Annotated in this window: 15 protein-coding genes; 8 read left to right on the top strand and 7 right to left on the bottom strand. The window is 39.1% G+C overall.

The window, feature by feature from the left end; genetic code table 11:
• Nucleotides 1-206: 206 nt before the first annotated feature.
• Nucleotides 207-422, bottom strand: coding sequence for a response regulator transcription factor (locus tag OB69_RS09920; RefSeq protein WP_053223572.1), 216 nt, complete (start codon nucleotides 420-422; stop codon nucleotides 207-209).
• Between the two features lie 209 nt (nucleotides 423-631).
• Between OB69_RS09920 and OB69_RS09915 the strand changes: the two genes are divergently transcribed.
• The 3 genes from OB69_RS09915 to OB69_RS09905 are packed head-to-tail and all read left to right on the top strand — an operon-like array spanning nucleotide 632 to nucleotide 3,520.
• Nucleotides 632-1,123, top strand: a complete 492-nt coding sequence (locus OB69_RS09915) for a hypothetical protein (RefSeq protein ID WP_053223571.1) — start codon at nucleotides 632-634, stop codon at nucleotides 1,121-1,123.
• Entirely contained in the window at nucleotides 1,123-2,880 is a 1,758-nt protein-coding gene (locus tag OB69_RS09910; RefSeq protein WP_082338145.1) for a tetratricopeptide repeat-containing sensor histidine kinase, read from the top strand. The genes OB69_RS09915 and OB69_RS09910 overlap by 1 nt, the downstream gene beginning before the upstream one ends.
• A complete protein-coding gene (locus OB69_RS09905) occupies nucleotides 2,873-3,520 on the top strand; it encodes a response regulator (protein ID WP_053223569.1) in 648 nt (215 codons plus the stop codon). The genes OB69_RS09910 and OB69_RS09905 overlap by 8 nt, the downstream gene beginning before the upstream one ends.
• A gap of 42 nt (nucleotides 3,521-3,562) precedes the next feature.
• Here the strand turns inward: OB69_RS09905 and OB69_RS09900 are convergent, their stop codons facing one another.
• The 4 genes from OB69_RS09900 to OB69_RS09885 form a co-directional block, all read right to left on the bottom strand.
• Nucleotides 3,563-4,186, bottom strand: a complete 624-nt coding sequence (locus tag OB69_RS09900; RefSeq protein WP_053223568.1) for a gluconate 2-dehydrogenase subunit 3 family protein — start codon at nucleotides 4,184-4,186, stop codon at nucleotides 3,563-3,565.
• A gap of 3 nt (nucleotides 4,187-4,189) precedes the next feature.
• Nucleotides 4,190-5,944, bottom strand: a complete 1,755-nt coding sequence (locus tag OB69_RS09895) for a GMC family oxidoreductase N-terminal domain-containing protein (protein WP_053223567.1) — start codon at nucleotides 5,942-5,944, stop codon at nucleotides 4,190-4,192.
• A gap of 185 nt (nucleotides 5,945-6,129) precedes the next feature.
• A complete protein-coding gene (locus OB69_RS09890) occupies nucleotides 6,130-6,351 on the bottom strand; it encodes a DUF2795 domain-containing protein (RefSeq protein ID WP_015329640.1) in 222 nt (73 codons plus the stop codon).
• A 124-nt stretch (nucleotides 6,352-6,475) separates the two neighbouring features.
• Nucleotides 6,476-7,714 (bottom strand): DUF349 domain-containing protein, encoded by a 1,239-nt coding sequence (locus OB69_RS09885; RefSeq protein WP_053223566.1) that lies wholly within the window; start codon nucleotides 7,712-7,714, stop codon nucleotides 6,476-6,478.
• A 104-nt stretch (nucleotides 7,715-7,818) separates the two neighbouring features.
• Here OB69_RS09885 and ettA point away from each other — a divergent pair, with 104 nt between their 5' ends.
• Entirely contained in the window at nucleotides 7,819-9,498 is a 1,680-nt protein-coding gene (ettA, locus tag OB69_RS09880) for an energy-dependent translational throttle protein EttA (RefSeq protein ID WP_053223565.1), read from the top strand.
• 75 nt (nucleotides 9,499-9,573) lie between these two features.
• Here ettA and OB69_RS09875 read toward each other — a convergent pair whose 3' ends face one another.
• Nucleotides 9,574-9,978 carry an OsmC family protein gene (locus OB69_RS09875; protein ID WP_053223564.1) on the bottom strand — a complete coding sequence of 135 codons (405 nt, stop codon included), beginning with the start codon at nucleotides 9,976-9,978 and terminating at the stop codon, nucleotides 9,574-9,576.
• 61 nt (nucleotides 9,979-10,039) lie between these two features.
• Between OB69_RS09875 and OB69_RS09870 the strand changes: the two genes are divergently transcribed.
• Nucleotides 10,040-10,768, top strand: coding sequence for a hypothetical protein (locus OB69_RS09870; RefSeq protein WP_053223563.1), 729 nt, complete (start codon nucleotides 10,040-10,042; stop codon nucleotides 10,766-10,768).
• A gap of 67 nt (nucleotides 10,769-10,835) precedes the next feature.
• A complete protein-coding gene (gene lipA, locus OB69_RS09865) occupies nucleotides 10,836-11,717 on the top strand; it encodes a lipoyl synthase (protein ID WP_053223562.1) in 882 nt (293 codons plus the stop codon).
• A 47-nt stretch (nucleotides 11,718-11,764) separates the two neighbouring features.
• On the opposite strand, the gene OB69_RS09860 is transcribed toward lipA, so the two are convergent.
• Nucleotides 11,765-12,295, bottom strand: coding sequence for a YXWGXW repeat-containing protein (locus tag OB69_RS09860; protein ID WP_053223561.1), 531 nt, complete (start codon nucleotides 12,293-12,295; stop codon nucleotides 11,765-11,767).
• Between the two features lie 269 nt (nucleotides 12,296-12,564).
• On the opposite strand from OB69_RS09860, the gene OB69_RS09855 reads away from it, so the two are divergent.
• Both OB69_RS09855 and rpsT read left to right on the top strand, forming a co-directional pair.
• On the top strand, nucleotides 12,565-13,782 hold the full coding sequence (locus tag OB69_RS09855) for a DUF7477 domain-containing protein (protein ID WP_157608540.1): 1,218 nt from the start codon (nucleotides 12,565-12,567) through the stop codon (nucleotides 13,780-13,782).
• A 114-nt stretch (nucleotides 13,783-13,896) separates the two neighbouring features.
• Nucleotides 13,897-14,148 (top strand): 30S ribosomal protein S20, encoded by a 252-nt coding sequence (rpsT, locus tag OB69_RS09850; protein ID WP_053223559.1) that lies wholly within the window; start codon nucleotides 13,897-13,899, stop codon nucleotides 14,146-14,148.
• The last annotated feature ends 101 nt before the right edge of the window (nucleotides 14,149-14,249 follow it).

Raw genomic sequence — 14,249 nt, 5'->3', positions numbered from 1 at the left:
CACACTACTAAGAATAGTTTTCTTAAAAAATTGAAGTCACCAAGATTGAGACAAGCACTGTTATTAATAAAAACAGTTCAAAATTGGCGTTAACCGTCTTTATAATATTTCCGAACGGGGCAAGTTGTTTTCGCAACTCTTTCGATCCATTGGCAGTATTGGTTTTCTTTCCCGTAAAAATCGATTGAGACTCAGTCATAATATTGTTATTGTATAATTCCCCTTCTAATACACCTCACTACCAAATCGGTGGTGTTTCTTGCTTCCGATTTCCTCAGAATATTTTTCCTGTGAGTTTTAACTGTATCAACCGACACAAACAATTCATCAGCAATTTCTTTAGCGCTATTTCCCTCAGCCAAAAGGTTAATAATCTCGAATTCCCTGGCCGTGAAATCCAGTCGTAGTTCTAGGTGGTGCATGGTCTCTGATTTAGTATTTCAAAGTACATCAAACCACCGCCCGGTTCTATCAAGGTTTTAGACTGAAAAAAAAACTAGTGGTTTTCCGCTAGACGAAGTTTATATTGGGTTCAAGAATGTTTTTAGTCGGTGAGTACATCAAGTGTACTGGCATATTTTCTGGCAAAACAACGCTCTAAAACACTGAAAATCAACCAAAACCATACAACATGAAAGCTGAGAAAACACCTAAAATTCCAATGGGCTACGAAATGGAAACATTCAAGGATTTGCCCAAAGATGTTATCACTCATATGCCTTTTATTATTTTCGCTCCAAACAGACCTGTGATTGGTGGTGAAGTTTATGTTCCAATGCACTTTTTATACATCTTCAAAAACCTAGATGTATTTAGTCAAGATGGCTATGAGAATGGACATGTTTTCGATGAAATGCCACCTAATTCTACTCTAACTTTCAAATCAAATTTTAAGGAAGAAGTAGGTTATTCCGTAATCAGAACAACCTATTACTTCAATGTAAAACTTGGACGTGAAACCCTTAAGTTTAAGATGAACATTAGCGAATCGGATAAAGTAAAATACAACTTAGCCAATAGAGATAACAGACTGCCTTTGGCTAATGGTGTTTCAATGGCATTTACGCCTGAATTCTTTACAGAAGAGTGCGATGTTAACATTCCCCCTCCACCAACAGCCTAATGTCTAGATTTGTAAATAGGATATTCATAGGTGTAATCGCTTTAATGGTGATTACACCCTTCCTTTCTTTTGGCCAATCGCAAAAAACCGACAGCCTAAAGGAAAATTACACCCAAAATAAGCAGCCGAGTACCGCCATTGAATTGGCTGAAATATTTACACTAACCAATACCGATTCTGCACTTTACTTTCTACAACAGGTAGATAAAACATCGCTTTCTGAAGTAGACAGAATTCATTTCGAAAAAGTAAAAGGCAGATTTTTTACGGTTACTAGCCAGTATGACAGCGCTGTTTTGATTTATACTGGCTTATTGAGAATACTAGAAGGAAAACCGGAACATATAAGGTTAGAGGCCGATATTTTAGACAATATTGGTGGAGTTTACCTAACGCTTAGAGAAAACGACCAATCACTCGATTTTATCAATCGGGCTAAAAAAATTAGGGAAGAAAACAGACTAGCCTCTGAACTTTATAAATCTCACTACTCTTTGGGAAACTTCTTATTTAGAACCGGGAAAAGCAGAGAAGCAGTCGATAATTACAGAAAGAGTTTCGCGCTATTAAACCAGAAAAGCGATATCAATTTTCAGGCAAACCTAAACTATATGATGGGCACGGCCTATAACATATTGAAGCAAAATGATAGCTCCATATATTTTCTTCTTAAGGCCAAAACCATTTATGACCAAACCAATCAGGTAGTTTCTCAAATCAACACGGCAAACTCCATTGCTCAAGCCATGATTAATGAGCAACGATTTTCTGAAGCCATTCCTTTATTGGAAAATAACATTAAGCTGTTAGCTTCAAACGGAGATTGGCAGAAATACATGGCCGCCTACTCACAGCTTTCTAAAGCATACGAAGGGCTGGAAGATTATAAAAATGCCTTGGCGTATCAAAAATTACGGTACGACACCGTAGTAGGTTTTTTAGCAAAACAAAGAACAGAATCAGTAGCCAAAATCACTGAAGATTACAGAACCGATAAACAGCTGGATGAAGCAGAAGAAACAGCCATTTGGGCAACACAAAGGGCTAAAATTTTTGGAGGAATTACCATCGCTTTAATCATGCTTCTGATTATTAGTTACCTCCTTTTTTCAAGAACCATTCAACGCAAAAAGTTAGAAAACTTAAGAGCAATGGTTTTGGGTGAAGAAAACGAAAGAAAGCGTGTGGCCAAAGATTTACATGATGGAATCGGTGTTCTGCTTACAAGTATAAAAATGCGTTTAAGTAATTTTGAAGATAAGGTAGAAGACAAAGATGCCTTTCAAAACTCGCTAGGCCAAATTGATAATGCCTGTTCGGAAGTACGCAGAATTTCGCACAATATGGTTCCTGCCAGCTTAAGCAAATTAGGCTTAGAAGAAGCCATGCTCGATCTTTTTGACAATGTAACGGCTTCATCTCAAATTGAAATTCAAGAAAAGTTAAGTTATGAAGTAGGCGATTTCGAAGAGTCTAGTGAAGTACTCATTTATCGAGTAATTCAAGAGCTAGTAAACAACACTCTTAAGTACGCACAAGCTTCTAGCATTCAAATTGAAATGAAAAAAATCAAAGATGAATATATTATTGAGTACAAAGACAATGGAGTTGGCTTTGACAAAACCAAAATTAAGAATGGACTTGGACTCAAGAGTATCGCTTCTCGAATTGACATTTTGAAAGGAAAGCTCACATTTGATAGTACAGAAGGAAATGGCGTAAGCTTCAAAATAAATATTCCGTTACAACATGGATAAAATTAAAATCTTAGTAGCAGACGATCATCAAGTAATTATTGATGGCTTAGAGGCCATCATTAGCACTACCGAGCATCTTGAATTTATAGGAGGCGCATCGAACGGAAAAGAAGTGATTTCTAAAGTAGAATCTCAGCCTGTTGACTTAATATTGATGGACATCAACATGCCTGAAATGGACGGTTTGGAATGCACGGCATACCTGAGTAAAAACTACCCAAACATTAGGGTAATTGCATTGAGCATGCACGACAACCCGAGGCTGGCCAAGCGAATGATTAAAAACGGAGCATTTGGCTTTCTGCTCAAGAATTCGAGCAAAGCCAATATTCTAACAGCCATATCGGAAGTAATGCAGGGACGAAATTTCTTCGACCCTATGCTGATGTCTACCTTTTTTGATGCGGATAATAAAAAAACATCGAGCAGTTTTTCAAAAAAAGACTTACTCACCAAGCGCGAAATCCAGATTATTCAACTGATATGTCAAGAAAAAACCACTGCAGAAATTGCAGACGAACTATCCATCAGCACCCACACCGTAGAAAGTCACCGAGGAAATATTATGCTGAAGTTAGAGCTTAAAAACTCAGTCGGCCTTGTAAAATGGGCGATTCAAAACGAGGTGATCGAGCTTTAATGGAATAAAAAATTCCGCCCCAAAAAGAGCGGAATTAAATTCTTAAACATTCGACCAAGCCTTTTGACCGGGTTCGTAAGGAATACAGCCTTCATATTTACCAGGAATAGGATCATATGCCATCACTTCTTTCCCTACTAATTCTGAAGAAAAATAACTCCAAATGGTAGAATCCACCACGTTCGTCACAAAGTAAGTTTCCACAAACACATCGTCTTTCTCTCCTTCTTTTCTGAATTCAGCTCGGTAGTTTCTCAGAATATCCTTGTCAGCCTCATACTTGTCAAAGTAGCTATTAATAGCCTCCGCCATTTGTTCGGTGGTTGCCTTATCAAAACTCACCTCCTGATTTGCGTTAAAATTAGCCACAAAAACATTGAGTCCTCTCTTGAAATATTCCGCTTCACGGTTTCTGTAAATATTGGCTAAAGCTGAATCCAAGTGACTTGGCACTCCGGCTTCAATAGCGCCTGGCGTACTCGTTTTGGGCATAATTCCTTCACAAACCTTCCCCAATTGGCTTGCCTCTTCGGGGCTTAGGTACACCGGTTTCCAATCTAGCTCAACGGCAGAAGAACAACCTTGCAATGCGCCAAGAAAAACCGTAGAGGTAAACAAAGCCATCGATCCGAATCCTAAGTTTTTTAATGCGTCTCTTCTTTCCATGGTTTATAAATTTCCTTTTTGAATTTGATCTGCAGCGTAATTGGCGGCCCTAGCCGAAAAAGCCATATAGCCTAAAGATGGATTATGGCATGCTGATGAGGTCATGAAAGAGCCATCGGTAACAAAAACGTTCTTACACGCATGAATCTGATTCCACTTATTCAGTACCGAAGTTTTAGGGTCGTGCCCCATTCTTGCTGTTCCCATTTCATGAATCCCCAAGCCCATATTTGGCCCGTTGTCATAGGTGCTTACATTTTTAAAGCCTGCTGCTTCTAACATTTCAGCGCCTGAGGCCGCCATGTCTTTTCGCATTTCGTATTCGTTTTCATGAAAATTACCCGCATCAAAAATCACTTGTGGTAAACCCCAAGCATCGAGGTTTTCATAATCTAATCTCATATGGTTTTTATGCTGCGGAAGCGTTTCGCCAAAGCCCATAAAGCCAATCGTCCAGCCTCCTGGCGTCATCCAAGCATCTTTTACCGGTCCTCCAACTCTTTTATTGTTCATTTCAGCAATGTTTCTGCCCCAACCTTGGCGAGAAGCACTGCCTTGATACCCATAGCCTCTAACGAAGTTTTTAACATCAGAACTTCCTCCCAAATTTCTAAACCGAGGAATATAAAGCCCATTCGGCCTTCTGCCTTTGTAATATTTATCTTCATAGCCTTCTACCATTGCGCTTGCTCCAACACCAAGGTGGTGGTCCATAATGTTATGGCCTAATTCTCCGCTATCATTTCCTAGGCCATTGGGGAAACGCTCGCTTTTCGATTGCATTAAAATGGCTGTCGAAGCAATGGCCGAAGCACATAAAAAAATGACTTTCGCATAAAATTCTGTTTGCTCCTTAGTGTTTTGGTCAATAACCCTTACTCCAGTAGCTTTTCCGGTTTTATCATCATAAATCACCTCGCTCACAATTTGATCGGTAATTACAGTGAGGTTTCCTGAAGCCACACCAGCAGGCAAAGTAGACGAAAGGCTAGAAAAATAACCTCCATACGGACAACCGCGCATACAGCGGTTTCGCATCAAACATTGGCTCCTAGCTCCTGGGTTCTTATGGTCGGGCTGATTAACGTTTAGCGCTTCAGTAAGATGTGCTGTTCGTCCTACTGTAACCCAGCGGTTGTTCCATTTGCTTTCTACCGCTTTCTGGAAATCTTTTTCCACACAGTTCATTTCCATTGGGGGAAGAAACTCTCCATCAGGCAATTGCTTAAACCCACGTTTCTCGCCACTTACGCCAATGTACCGTTCTACATAATCATACCAAGGTTTAATGTCTTTGTACCGAACTGGCCAATCTACCCCAAAGCCATCTTTAATATTGGCTTCAAAATCTATATCGCTCAAGCGGTAACTTTGGCGCCCCCAAGTAATAGACCGCCCACCCAAGTGGTAGCCTCTCATCCAGTCGAAACGCGTGTTTTCTTCTTGGTATGGGTGTTCTGAATCTTTGACAAAGAAATGACGATGGGCTACATTGGTAGTATAGCCTGTCCTATCTTGTTTAGGGTAATCCTTCTCAATAATTTCTGGATTGGTTCTACCGCGGTTAGGAAGATCCCAAGTATCCATATTGGCAGTGTGATAGTCCTTAATGTGTTCAATTTTTCGGCCACGTTCTATTACAACAGTTTTAAGGCCTTTTTCACTGAGTTCTTTTGCAGCCCAACCTCCACTTACACCAGACCCAACCACTATGGCATCATAAGTTCGTTGTTCCTTAGACTTTAGGTTTAGATTCATTCAATTTCTTTTTATTTCAAAAAATAGTGCGGTCGAACCCATGTGGGTTTTACTGACCGACTAGAAATATAAGAATTATCAATCGTAATCTCAGCGATTATCATCTAGAAGGAAAAGCCTACCTAATTTTTCAAGTGGCTAAAAAGTATGAAGCAAAAAAAACCCCGAATTACCGGGGTTGATTTTCAATATTCATCTTCGTTAAAAAAGAAATCGTCTTTTGTTGGATAGTCAGGCCATATCTCTTCGATACTTTCATAAGGCTGACCATCGTCTTCTAATTCTTGGAGGTTTTCAACCACCTCAAGTGGGGCTCCAGACCTGATTGAAAAGTCAATCAATTCATCTTTAGTCGCAGGCCAAGGGGCGTCTTCCAAGTAAGAAGCTAGTTCAAGTGTCCAATACATTTCTTATCTTTTTTAATGGCGTGCAAAAGAATGAATTAAACTCTAAAAATCAAACCTATGTGCCTAATTATTTTATTATTAACAAAAAGGTCGTTTCAGAATCGCAACCTCCTGACTTTTAAAGCTATGCGCCAGCTTTAACCTGTCGTAAAATCTCTTCTTTTACTTTCACCTTTCTTTCTTGGAGTTCAAGCTTGCCGCCAATCAGCCTATCAAGCCCCGAACTCGTGTTGAACTTATCCAAATTCTCTTGAAATGTGGAAAGTTCATTTTTATCTCGGTTGAGTAAATCGTAAATGATTTTTAGCCTAAGTCTTTCTTTATCAGCTTCGTTTTGCTTACCCTTAATTTTCTTATGAAGTAAGCTTTCTATGAACTGCTTTTCAGCAATTTGGTCTGTCAAAAACAGAAACTCAGCCTGAAGCTTTTCCATTTCTACCTTTCCAACTGGCCCAAAGCTTTTCCATTGCTCTCGAAGTGATTTAACATTGGCTTTTGGGGTAATACTCTCATTCAAAACAGCCAACTCTTTCAAAAAAGCAGAACGACTCTCTAGATTCTCTTTTTTATTGCCTGTGTTCCCTTTTGCCTTCCCCTCCTTTTTAGCTTTTGCTAAAGCTCCTTTGATTATCGTTTGAAATTGATTCCAAAAATCGGTGCGGACATCAGTTTTGATTCTACCTAAGTCTTTCCATTCTTCTTTAAGCGTTCTGATTTTTTCAACCAAAACAGAATAGCTTTCAATCTCTTTTATCTTTTTTGCTTCTTCTAAGAAATCCAGATAATTGGCTTCTTTTTCTTTCATCATTTTTTCGAGGTCGGCATAAAAAGCAGTCCTTCTCTCAAAAAAACCATCAAGTAATGACTTAAACGTTCCTTCTATTCTTTCCTTCTCAGCATCGTCAACTGCGCCAGTTTTTATCCATCTGCGCTGTACCTCTTTTACTTCCGCTGTTGCCGATTTCCATTCGCTGCTTTTTACCGCTTCTTCCAGTTCAGCTAACAGTGCCGTTTTTATTTCCAGATTCTTTAATCGGTTTTGCTGAATAAAGCTATTTAGCTGCTCTTCCAACAAATTCAATTTTTGATAAAGGGATTCAAAGTCGCCAATGGCATCAAAGTCATGCAAGGTTTCTTTAAGGTGAAGTACCTTCATTAGGTAGGATCCCTTGTTTTCGGTTGAATTAATTTTTCCCTCTACCTCATTAACTTTGGCCTGCGCTAAAGCAAATCGCTCCGTATAATAAAGCATAGCGGCCTCTTCGGTTTCTTTCACTTCCCCGATCACTTTATCTGTATAATCGAGAAATGCTTTTCTGAAAACCTTGCCTTCTTTGATAAACCCGTATTCTTTTTCTTCCAAAACGCTAAGATTGAATTTTGCCCGAAATTAGCTAAATAACCTAAGAGAGAAATTCCCAAGCAGAATTTTTAGCATATTTGCTCCAAAATAGAACGATACAGACTATGAGTGACGAAAAAATTATTTTTTCAATGGCTGGGGTCAACAAGATTTACCCCCCACAAAAGCAAGTCTTAAAAAATATCTACCTCTCGTTTTTCTACGGAGCAAAGATTGGTGTGCTCGGACTCAACGGTTCGGGAAAATCCTCTCTACTTCGCATTATTGCTGGTGTAGACACAGAATACCAAGGCGAAGTGGTTTTCTCACCAGGTTATAGTGTGGGAATGCTAGAGCAAGAGCCTCAGCTCGACCCCAACAAAACGGTAAAGCAGGTAGTTGAAGAAGGCGCTAAAGAAACTGTTGATTTACTGAACAAGTTTGAAGAGATCAACGCCAAATTCGCTGACCCTGAAATTCTCGATGATCCAGATAAAATGAACAAGCTGATTGAAGAGCAAGGAAAAGTTCAGGAGAAACTAGATCACATCAACGCTTGGGATTTAGACAGCAGACTTGAAAGAGCAATGGATGCATTAAGAACGCCTCCATCAGATGCTTCAATTAAAAACCTTTCTGGGGGAGAAAAAAGAAGAGTTGCCTTGTGCCGCTTATTGATTCAAGAACCTGATGTATTATTACTCGATGAGCCTACCAACCATTTGGATGCTGAATCTGTGCATTGGCTTGAGCAATATTTACAGCGCTATAAAGGAACCGTAATTGCCGTTACTCACGATCGTTATTTCCTTGATAACGTAGCCGGATGGATTCTTGAACTCGACCGAGGTGAAGGCATTCCATGGAAAGGAAATTATTCTTCGTGGCTAGACCAAAAACAAACCCGTTTAGCTGGTGAAGAAAAAACTGAATCGAAAAGACAAAAAACCTTACAGCGCGAGTTGGAATGGGTAAGAATGTCGCCTAAAGGAAGACAGGCCAAAGCCAAGGCACGTTTGAGCGCTTATGACAAACTACTAGGTCAGGAGGGTAAGGAAAAAGAAGCTAAGTTGGAGCTTTACATTCCGCCAGGAGAAAGGTTAGGATCGAAAGTGATTGAAGCACATAATGTAGCCAAGGCTTTCGGAGATAAGCTTCTATATGAAAACCTTGAATTCTCACTTCCTCAAGGCGGTATTGTAGGGATTATTGGTCCGAACGGTGCTGGTAAAACCACCCTTTTCAACATGATTACGGGAAAAGAAACACCAGACAAAGGAGAATTCATTGTTGGGCCTACAGTAGACATTGCTTATGTAGACCAAGAGCATGATAATCTCGACCCTAACAAATCGGTTTGGGAAGTAATTACTGGAGGAAATGAATTGATTACACTGGGAGGGAAAGAAATGAACTCTAGGGCCTACGTAAGTAAATTCAATTTTAACGGAACAGACCAAAACAAAAAGGTGGGCCAGCTTTCTGGTGGAGAGAGAAACCGAGTGCACTTGGCACTAACCCTTAAGCAAGGCGCTAACCTCTTATTACTCGATGAACCTACCAACGACCTTGATGTAAATACACTAAGAGCATTGGAAGAAGGTTTGGATAACTTTGGTGGTTGCGCTGTAATTATCTCTCACGATAGGTGGTTCTTAGATAGAATCTGTACACACATTCTAGCTTTCGAAGGTAACTCTCAAGTGTATTGGTTCGAAGGTGGATATTCAGAATATGAAGAAAACCGTAAGAAACGATTGGGAGATACTGGACCAACCAGAATTAAATATAAGAAACTGAGTTAATCGGTTTTCAATTCATAAAAAATGCCTCACTGATAATCAATGAGGCATTTTTATTTCTAAGCATGCAGTATCCATTTAAAAATGAAACTCGATAGATTGTTTAAGGTCTTCACGCAAGCTTAGCGCAACAGGGCATGTCAAACCAATGTTCTTTATCCACTCCCTGTCTTTGTCAGACAACGTACAATTCTCCCAAAAGAAATCCATTTTGATTTCAGAAATTCTACGAGGGTTCGCGCTCATTATCTTTGTCGATTCCACATTCATTCCTTCCATATTTAAACCCTTTTGCTCTCCAGCAATGGCCATAACGGTCATCATACAACTACCCAATGCAGCCGCCACAAGGTCAGTAGGTGAAAATGCTTCTCCTTTTCCATTATTATCTACAGGTGCATCAGTAACAATACCGTTTCCAGATTTAACATGAACGGCTTCGGTACTTAGGTTTCCCGTATATTTTGATTTCACAGTAATCATAAACTAAGCAGTATTTTTTTTCGTTAATTTAGCAATCTCAAACAGAGCTACAACGCCAAGTATGCAAATTAGTGTCAAAGTTTTTACAGTCGTCTTGTTATTATTTATCTGTAACACTGGTTTTAGTCAGTCGGGCTTTGGCTTTGACACGAGGATCGAAGACGAGAATTATGAAATTGAAAATGTTTTTGGTGGCTCACATGCCTCTAACAGTGGCCTCATAAGCTCTTTGTTTTGGAGGCACTCAAACTCATTTGACAAGAAAAATTTAGCGCACTATGGCATTGAGTTGGCCAATACTCGCCACCCTAGAGAATCGCGACAAACCACAATTACAGGAAGTAGTTTCGTTATTGGAAAATCTAATTATCTCATTTCTATTCGCCCTTATTACGGAAGAGAAAAAGTGCTCTTCCAAAAATCACCACAACAGGGCGTAAGAGTTTCTGCTATGGCTTCCGCAGGCCCTACAATTGGCTTAGAAACCCCTTACTATGTAAATTATAGAGGTAGAAAAGAACAGTATGACCCAAACATACATTCGGTAAATAACATTAACGGAACCTCTAGCCCATTAAAAGGGCTTTTTGAATCGAATATTGTTCCAGGACTTCATCTTAAAACATCAATGACCTTTGAGACCAATTCCACAAAAAATAGGGTTTTTGGTATTCAGGCAGGTTTTGTGATAGAGGCCTTTACTCGTAAAATCGACATTCTTCCTGAGGCCGAAGGAAAGAGTATTTACTCTGCTGCATTTATTGCAGTTTATTTTGGCAAAAGAAGATAAGCTACTTTCATATCATTTTGGAACCTTTGACGTACCTTTGTGGTATTGTTAGTCAGAGCAAAAAAGGATGATTGAACTACCAGTAATTTCCAAAGAAAAAGAAACCAGAAGAAAAAAACCGGATTGGTTGCGTGTAAAACTCCCGATTGGAGAAGAGTATGCTAAAGTCCGCAAGCTGGTTGATCAATATAAACTTCATACCATTTGCGAAAGTGGCAATTGCCCAAACATGGGTGAATGTTGGGGAGCCGGCACGGCCACCTTTATGATATTGGGTAATGTATGTACCAGAAGTTGCTCTTTTTGTGCAGTAGCCACGGGCCGCCCACCAGAGTATGACACCGAGGAGCCTAAAAGAGTAGCTGAAGCTATTAAGCTGATGGGAGTTAAGCATGCAGTCCTTACTTCGGTAAACCGAGATGAGCTTAAAGACAGAGGTGCTGAAATCTGGTACCAAACGGTAGTAGAAACGAAAAAACTAAGCCCAGAAACCACCATAGAAACGCTAATTCCTGATGTAAAAGGAAACTGGGATGCATTATATAGAATGATTGATGCAGGTCAAGAAGTGGTTTCGCATAACATGGAAACTGTTGAAGAACTTTATAGAAGAGTTCGTCCACAGGCCAAATACGCTAGAAGCTTAGAAGAATTAAAACGCATTAAGGAATACGGAAAACGCTCAAAGTCAGGGGCTATGTTAGGTTTAGGCGAAACTGACGAACAGGTTTTCAGACTAATGGACGATTTGGCTGAAGTAAAGCTAGACATCTTGACTTTAGGCCAGTACTTGCAGCCTACCAAAATGCATCACGAAGTAATTGAATACGTTCACCCTGATAAATTCGAGTTCTTTAAAGAAGAAGGCTTAAAGCGGGGAATTAAATATGTAGAATCTGGCGCATTGGTCAGATCATCGTATCACGCAGAAAGACATGTTCACGTATAATGTAAGAGGCGCCAATGGCGCCTCTTTTCATTTATCAATGTCTAATTTTAGAAAACCCTGATCCACACACCAGGCACCCAAACTCGAACACCACCTATAACACTGTAGCGGCCTTCTTGCCATCTATGATAGTCGCGTCTAACTGCCCAATGGCCTGGCACCCAAACATCTCTTCTGAGCCTTCTGTTGTATTCCCAATAACCATTTACCCATATATGTCTGCTGCTAGGTGCGGCATTTCTGTAAACCACATTTCGCCTTCCGTTTCTAAAGTCATAGTCATAATATGAATTATCGACTCTTCTCCATCTATTATCTCTTCTATTATCTGAATAACGATAACCATTATTTCTGACTACCACTTTCTTTACAACGGTTTCAGTTCTTCCATTCTTTTTTGCTCTAGAACTGTATACTTTTTTGCGGTTATCGTTTCTTCCACGATTGTCATCACGCTTTTCAACTCTACCCTTATCTCGGTTGTTACGGCTTTCATTACTTCGCCTCTGAGCCTGTATCTCTCCTTCGGCAAAAAGCCCAACCACCATTATTCCTACAAACAGTATTACTCTTTTCATAACCTTGATATTTAAATTTTCAACAAGGGTCGACCATTTTATTAATGCATTTATAGCTCTCTTCCCATTTCCATGCCAAAGTTTTATACCTACAAAAGGAGCTAAGCTAATAGGCTTTCTTCAGTAAACTGAACATTACTTCTAGACTCATCAAGGCTGACTCTAATACAGATTTTTAGAATTAAACCTAATTCAGTATTCATTGCAGACAATAAAATATGGAATTTCAGTTTTGAATAAATAAATTTAGGCTTCCCCAATAAAAAGAAATGCGTAAGAATTCATCTCTAATACTCATTGTAACCATATTGGTATTGACTGCGAACATAAGTTTTGGACAGTATCATTTAGTAATGACCTATGGTAGCAACATTACAGCTCAGAAATGGAAAACTAGAACTGATTTTCCTAAAGAAGAAATAAGCGATGATTGGGACAACGATTATTATTTATCTAGCCTAAGCTATAATAACAATTTATGGACTGTTATATCATCCAAAACCTCAGATTATAGTTTACAGTCATGGAGAACGCGCGTAGATTTCCCAAAAGATGAAATAACAGAATTATGGGATGCTGGATATGCTATTACGGAGTTAACCTATGGTAATAATGTTTGGGCCTTAGTTATGTCTAAGGGCAGCAGTTACTCTGGTCAAAAATGGTCTACAACCACTGAATTTCCAAAAGATAAAATTAAAGAGTATTGGGATGAGGGAAGAAGCATTATTAAATTGGCTTATGGTCAAGGAAAGTGGGCGCTAGTAGGCTCAAAAACCGATGATATCACCTTGCAGAGATGGCGTACTTCTGAAACATTCCCAACAGAAGAAATTGAAGAAAACTTAGCCTTGGGTTACTCTATTACTCAACTAGAATACCTAAACGATCGATGGGTATTAGTTCTTTCAAAATACACCGACAATAGATCCCAACAACTTATAACCTCAGAGAGCTTTCCTAAGGAAGAAATCAGAAAACACTGGGAATCTGACTATTACATCACAAGTGTAGGGCATCAAGAAATAGAATCAGAAATAGAGCCAGAAATAGCAGAACCAGAGCCAACAACTGAAACGACAAAACCATATAGTGCTCCTGAAAACTCAACAAACCCTAGAATAACAGGTGTTTGGAATGGAACAAGTTTGGGGGATGCTGAAGATGTAGAGATAACATTTGAAGACAACAATGTTATCACCATAATTTCGGGTGATGAAGTAATGGGAGGTGAGAATTTTGAAATCGAAGATATTCCAGCTGGACTTAGTTATGAATTAAACATGGATGTTGTTCCTCACCAAATCGACATTGTTTTCACCATGTTCAATGTAGAGTTCTCTCGAATAAAGGGCATTTTCGAGTTTAGCGGCAAAAATGAAATCATGATGCTTTTATCTGATGACCCCGAAGCAGATAGGCCTAAGGGCTTTATCAGCAAATCTGGAACTGAAACATTCAAACTCAAAAAAACCTCAAGTAAATAGAATGGTGAAAGCAAAGCTATTTATTCAGAATAATTTTAACAGCATGTATTTGTTAATATTATTTTAAGACCTATCTTTGCGTCCCGAATTTGAGAAATTGTAAGTAATAAATACATGGCAAATCATAAGTCTGCATTAAAAAGAATACGTTCGAACGAGGCTAAACGATTGAGAAACCGTTATCAGCACAAAACCACTCGTACTTACATCAAGAGATTGAGAGATACTTCAGATAAGTCTGAGGCTCAAGAGTTATTGAAAAAAGTTATTTCAATGGTTGATAAACTAGCAAAGAACAATATCATCCACAAGAACAAAGCTGCCAATAACAAATCAAAATTAACCAAGCTGGTAAACAGCCTTTAAGAGTTAATTACTAACGATACTTGAAACCGAACTCTTCAGGGTTCGGTTTTTTTTGTTGTCCAACATTTAATATCCATCAACTTTTATTATATTCAGTCTTC

The sequence above is a fragment of the Roseivirga seohaensis subsp. aquiponti genome (assembly GCF_001267955.1).
GTDB lineage: Bacteria > Bacteroidota > Bacteroidia > Cytophagales > Cyclobacteriaceae > Roseivirga > Roseivirga seohaensis.
Note: the sequence above shows the minus strand (reverse complement) of the source record. Positions and strands in the feature narration are given on the sequence as shown.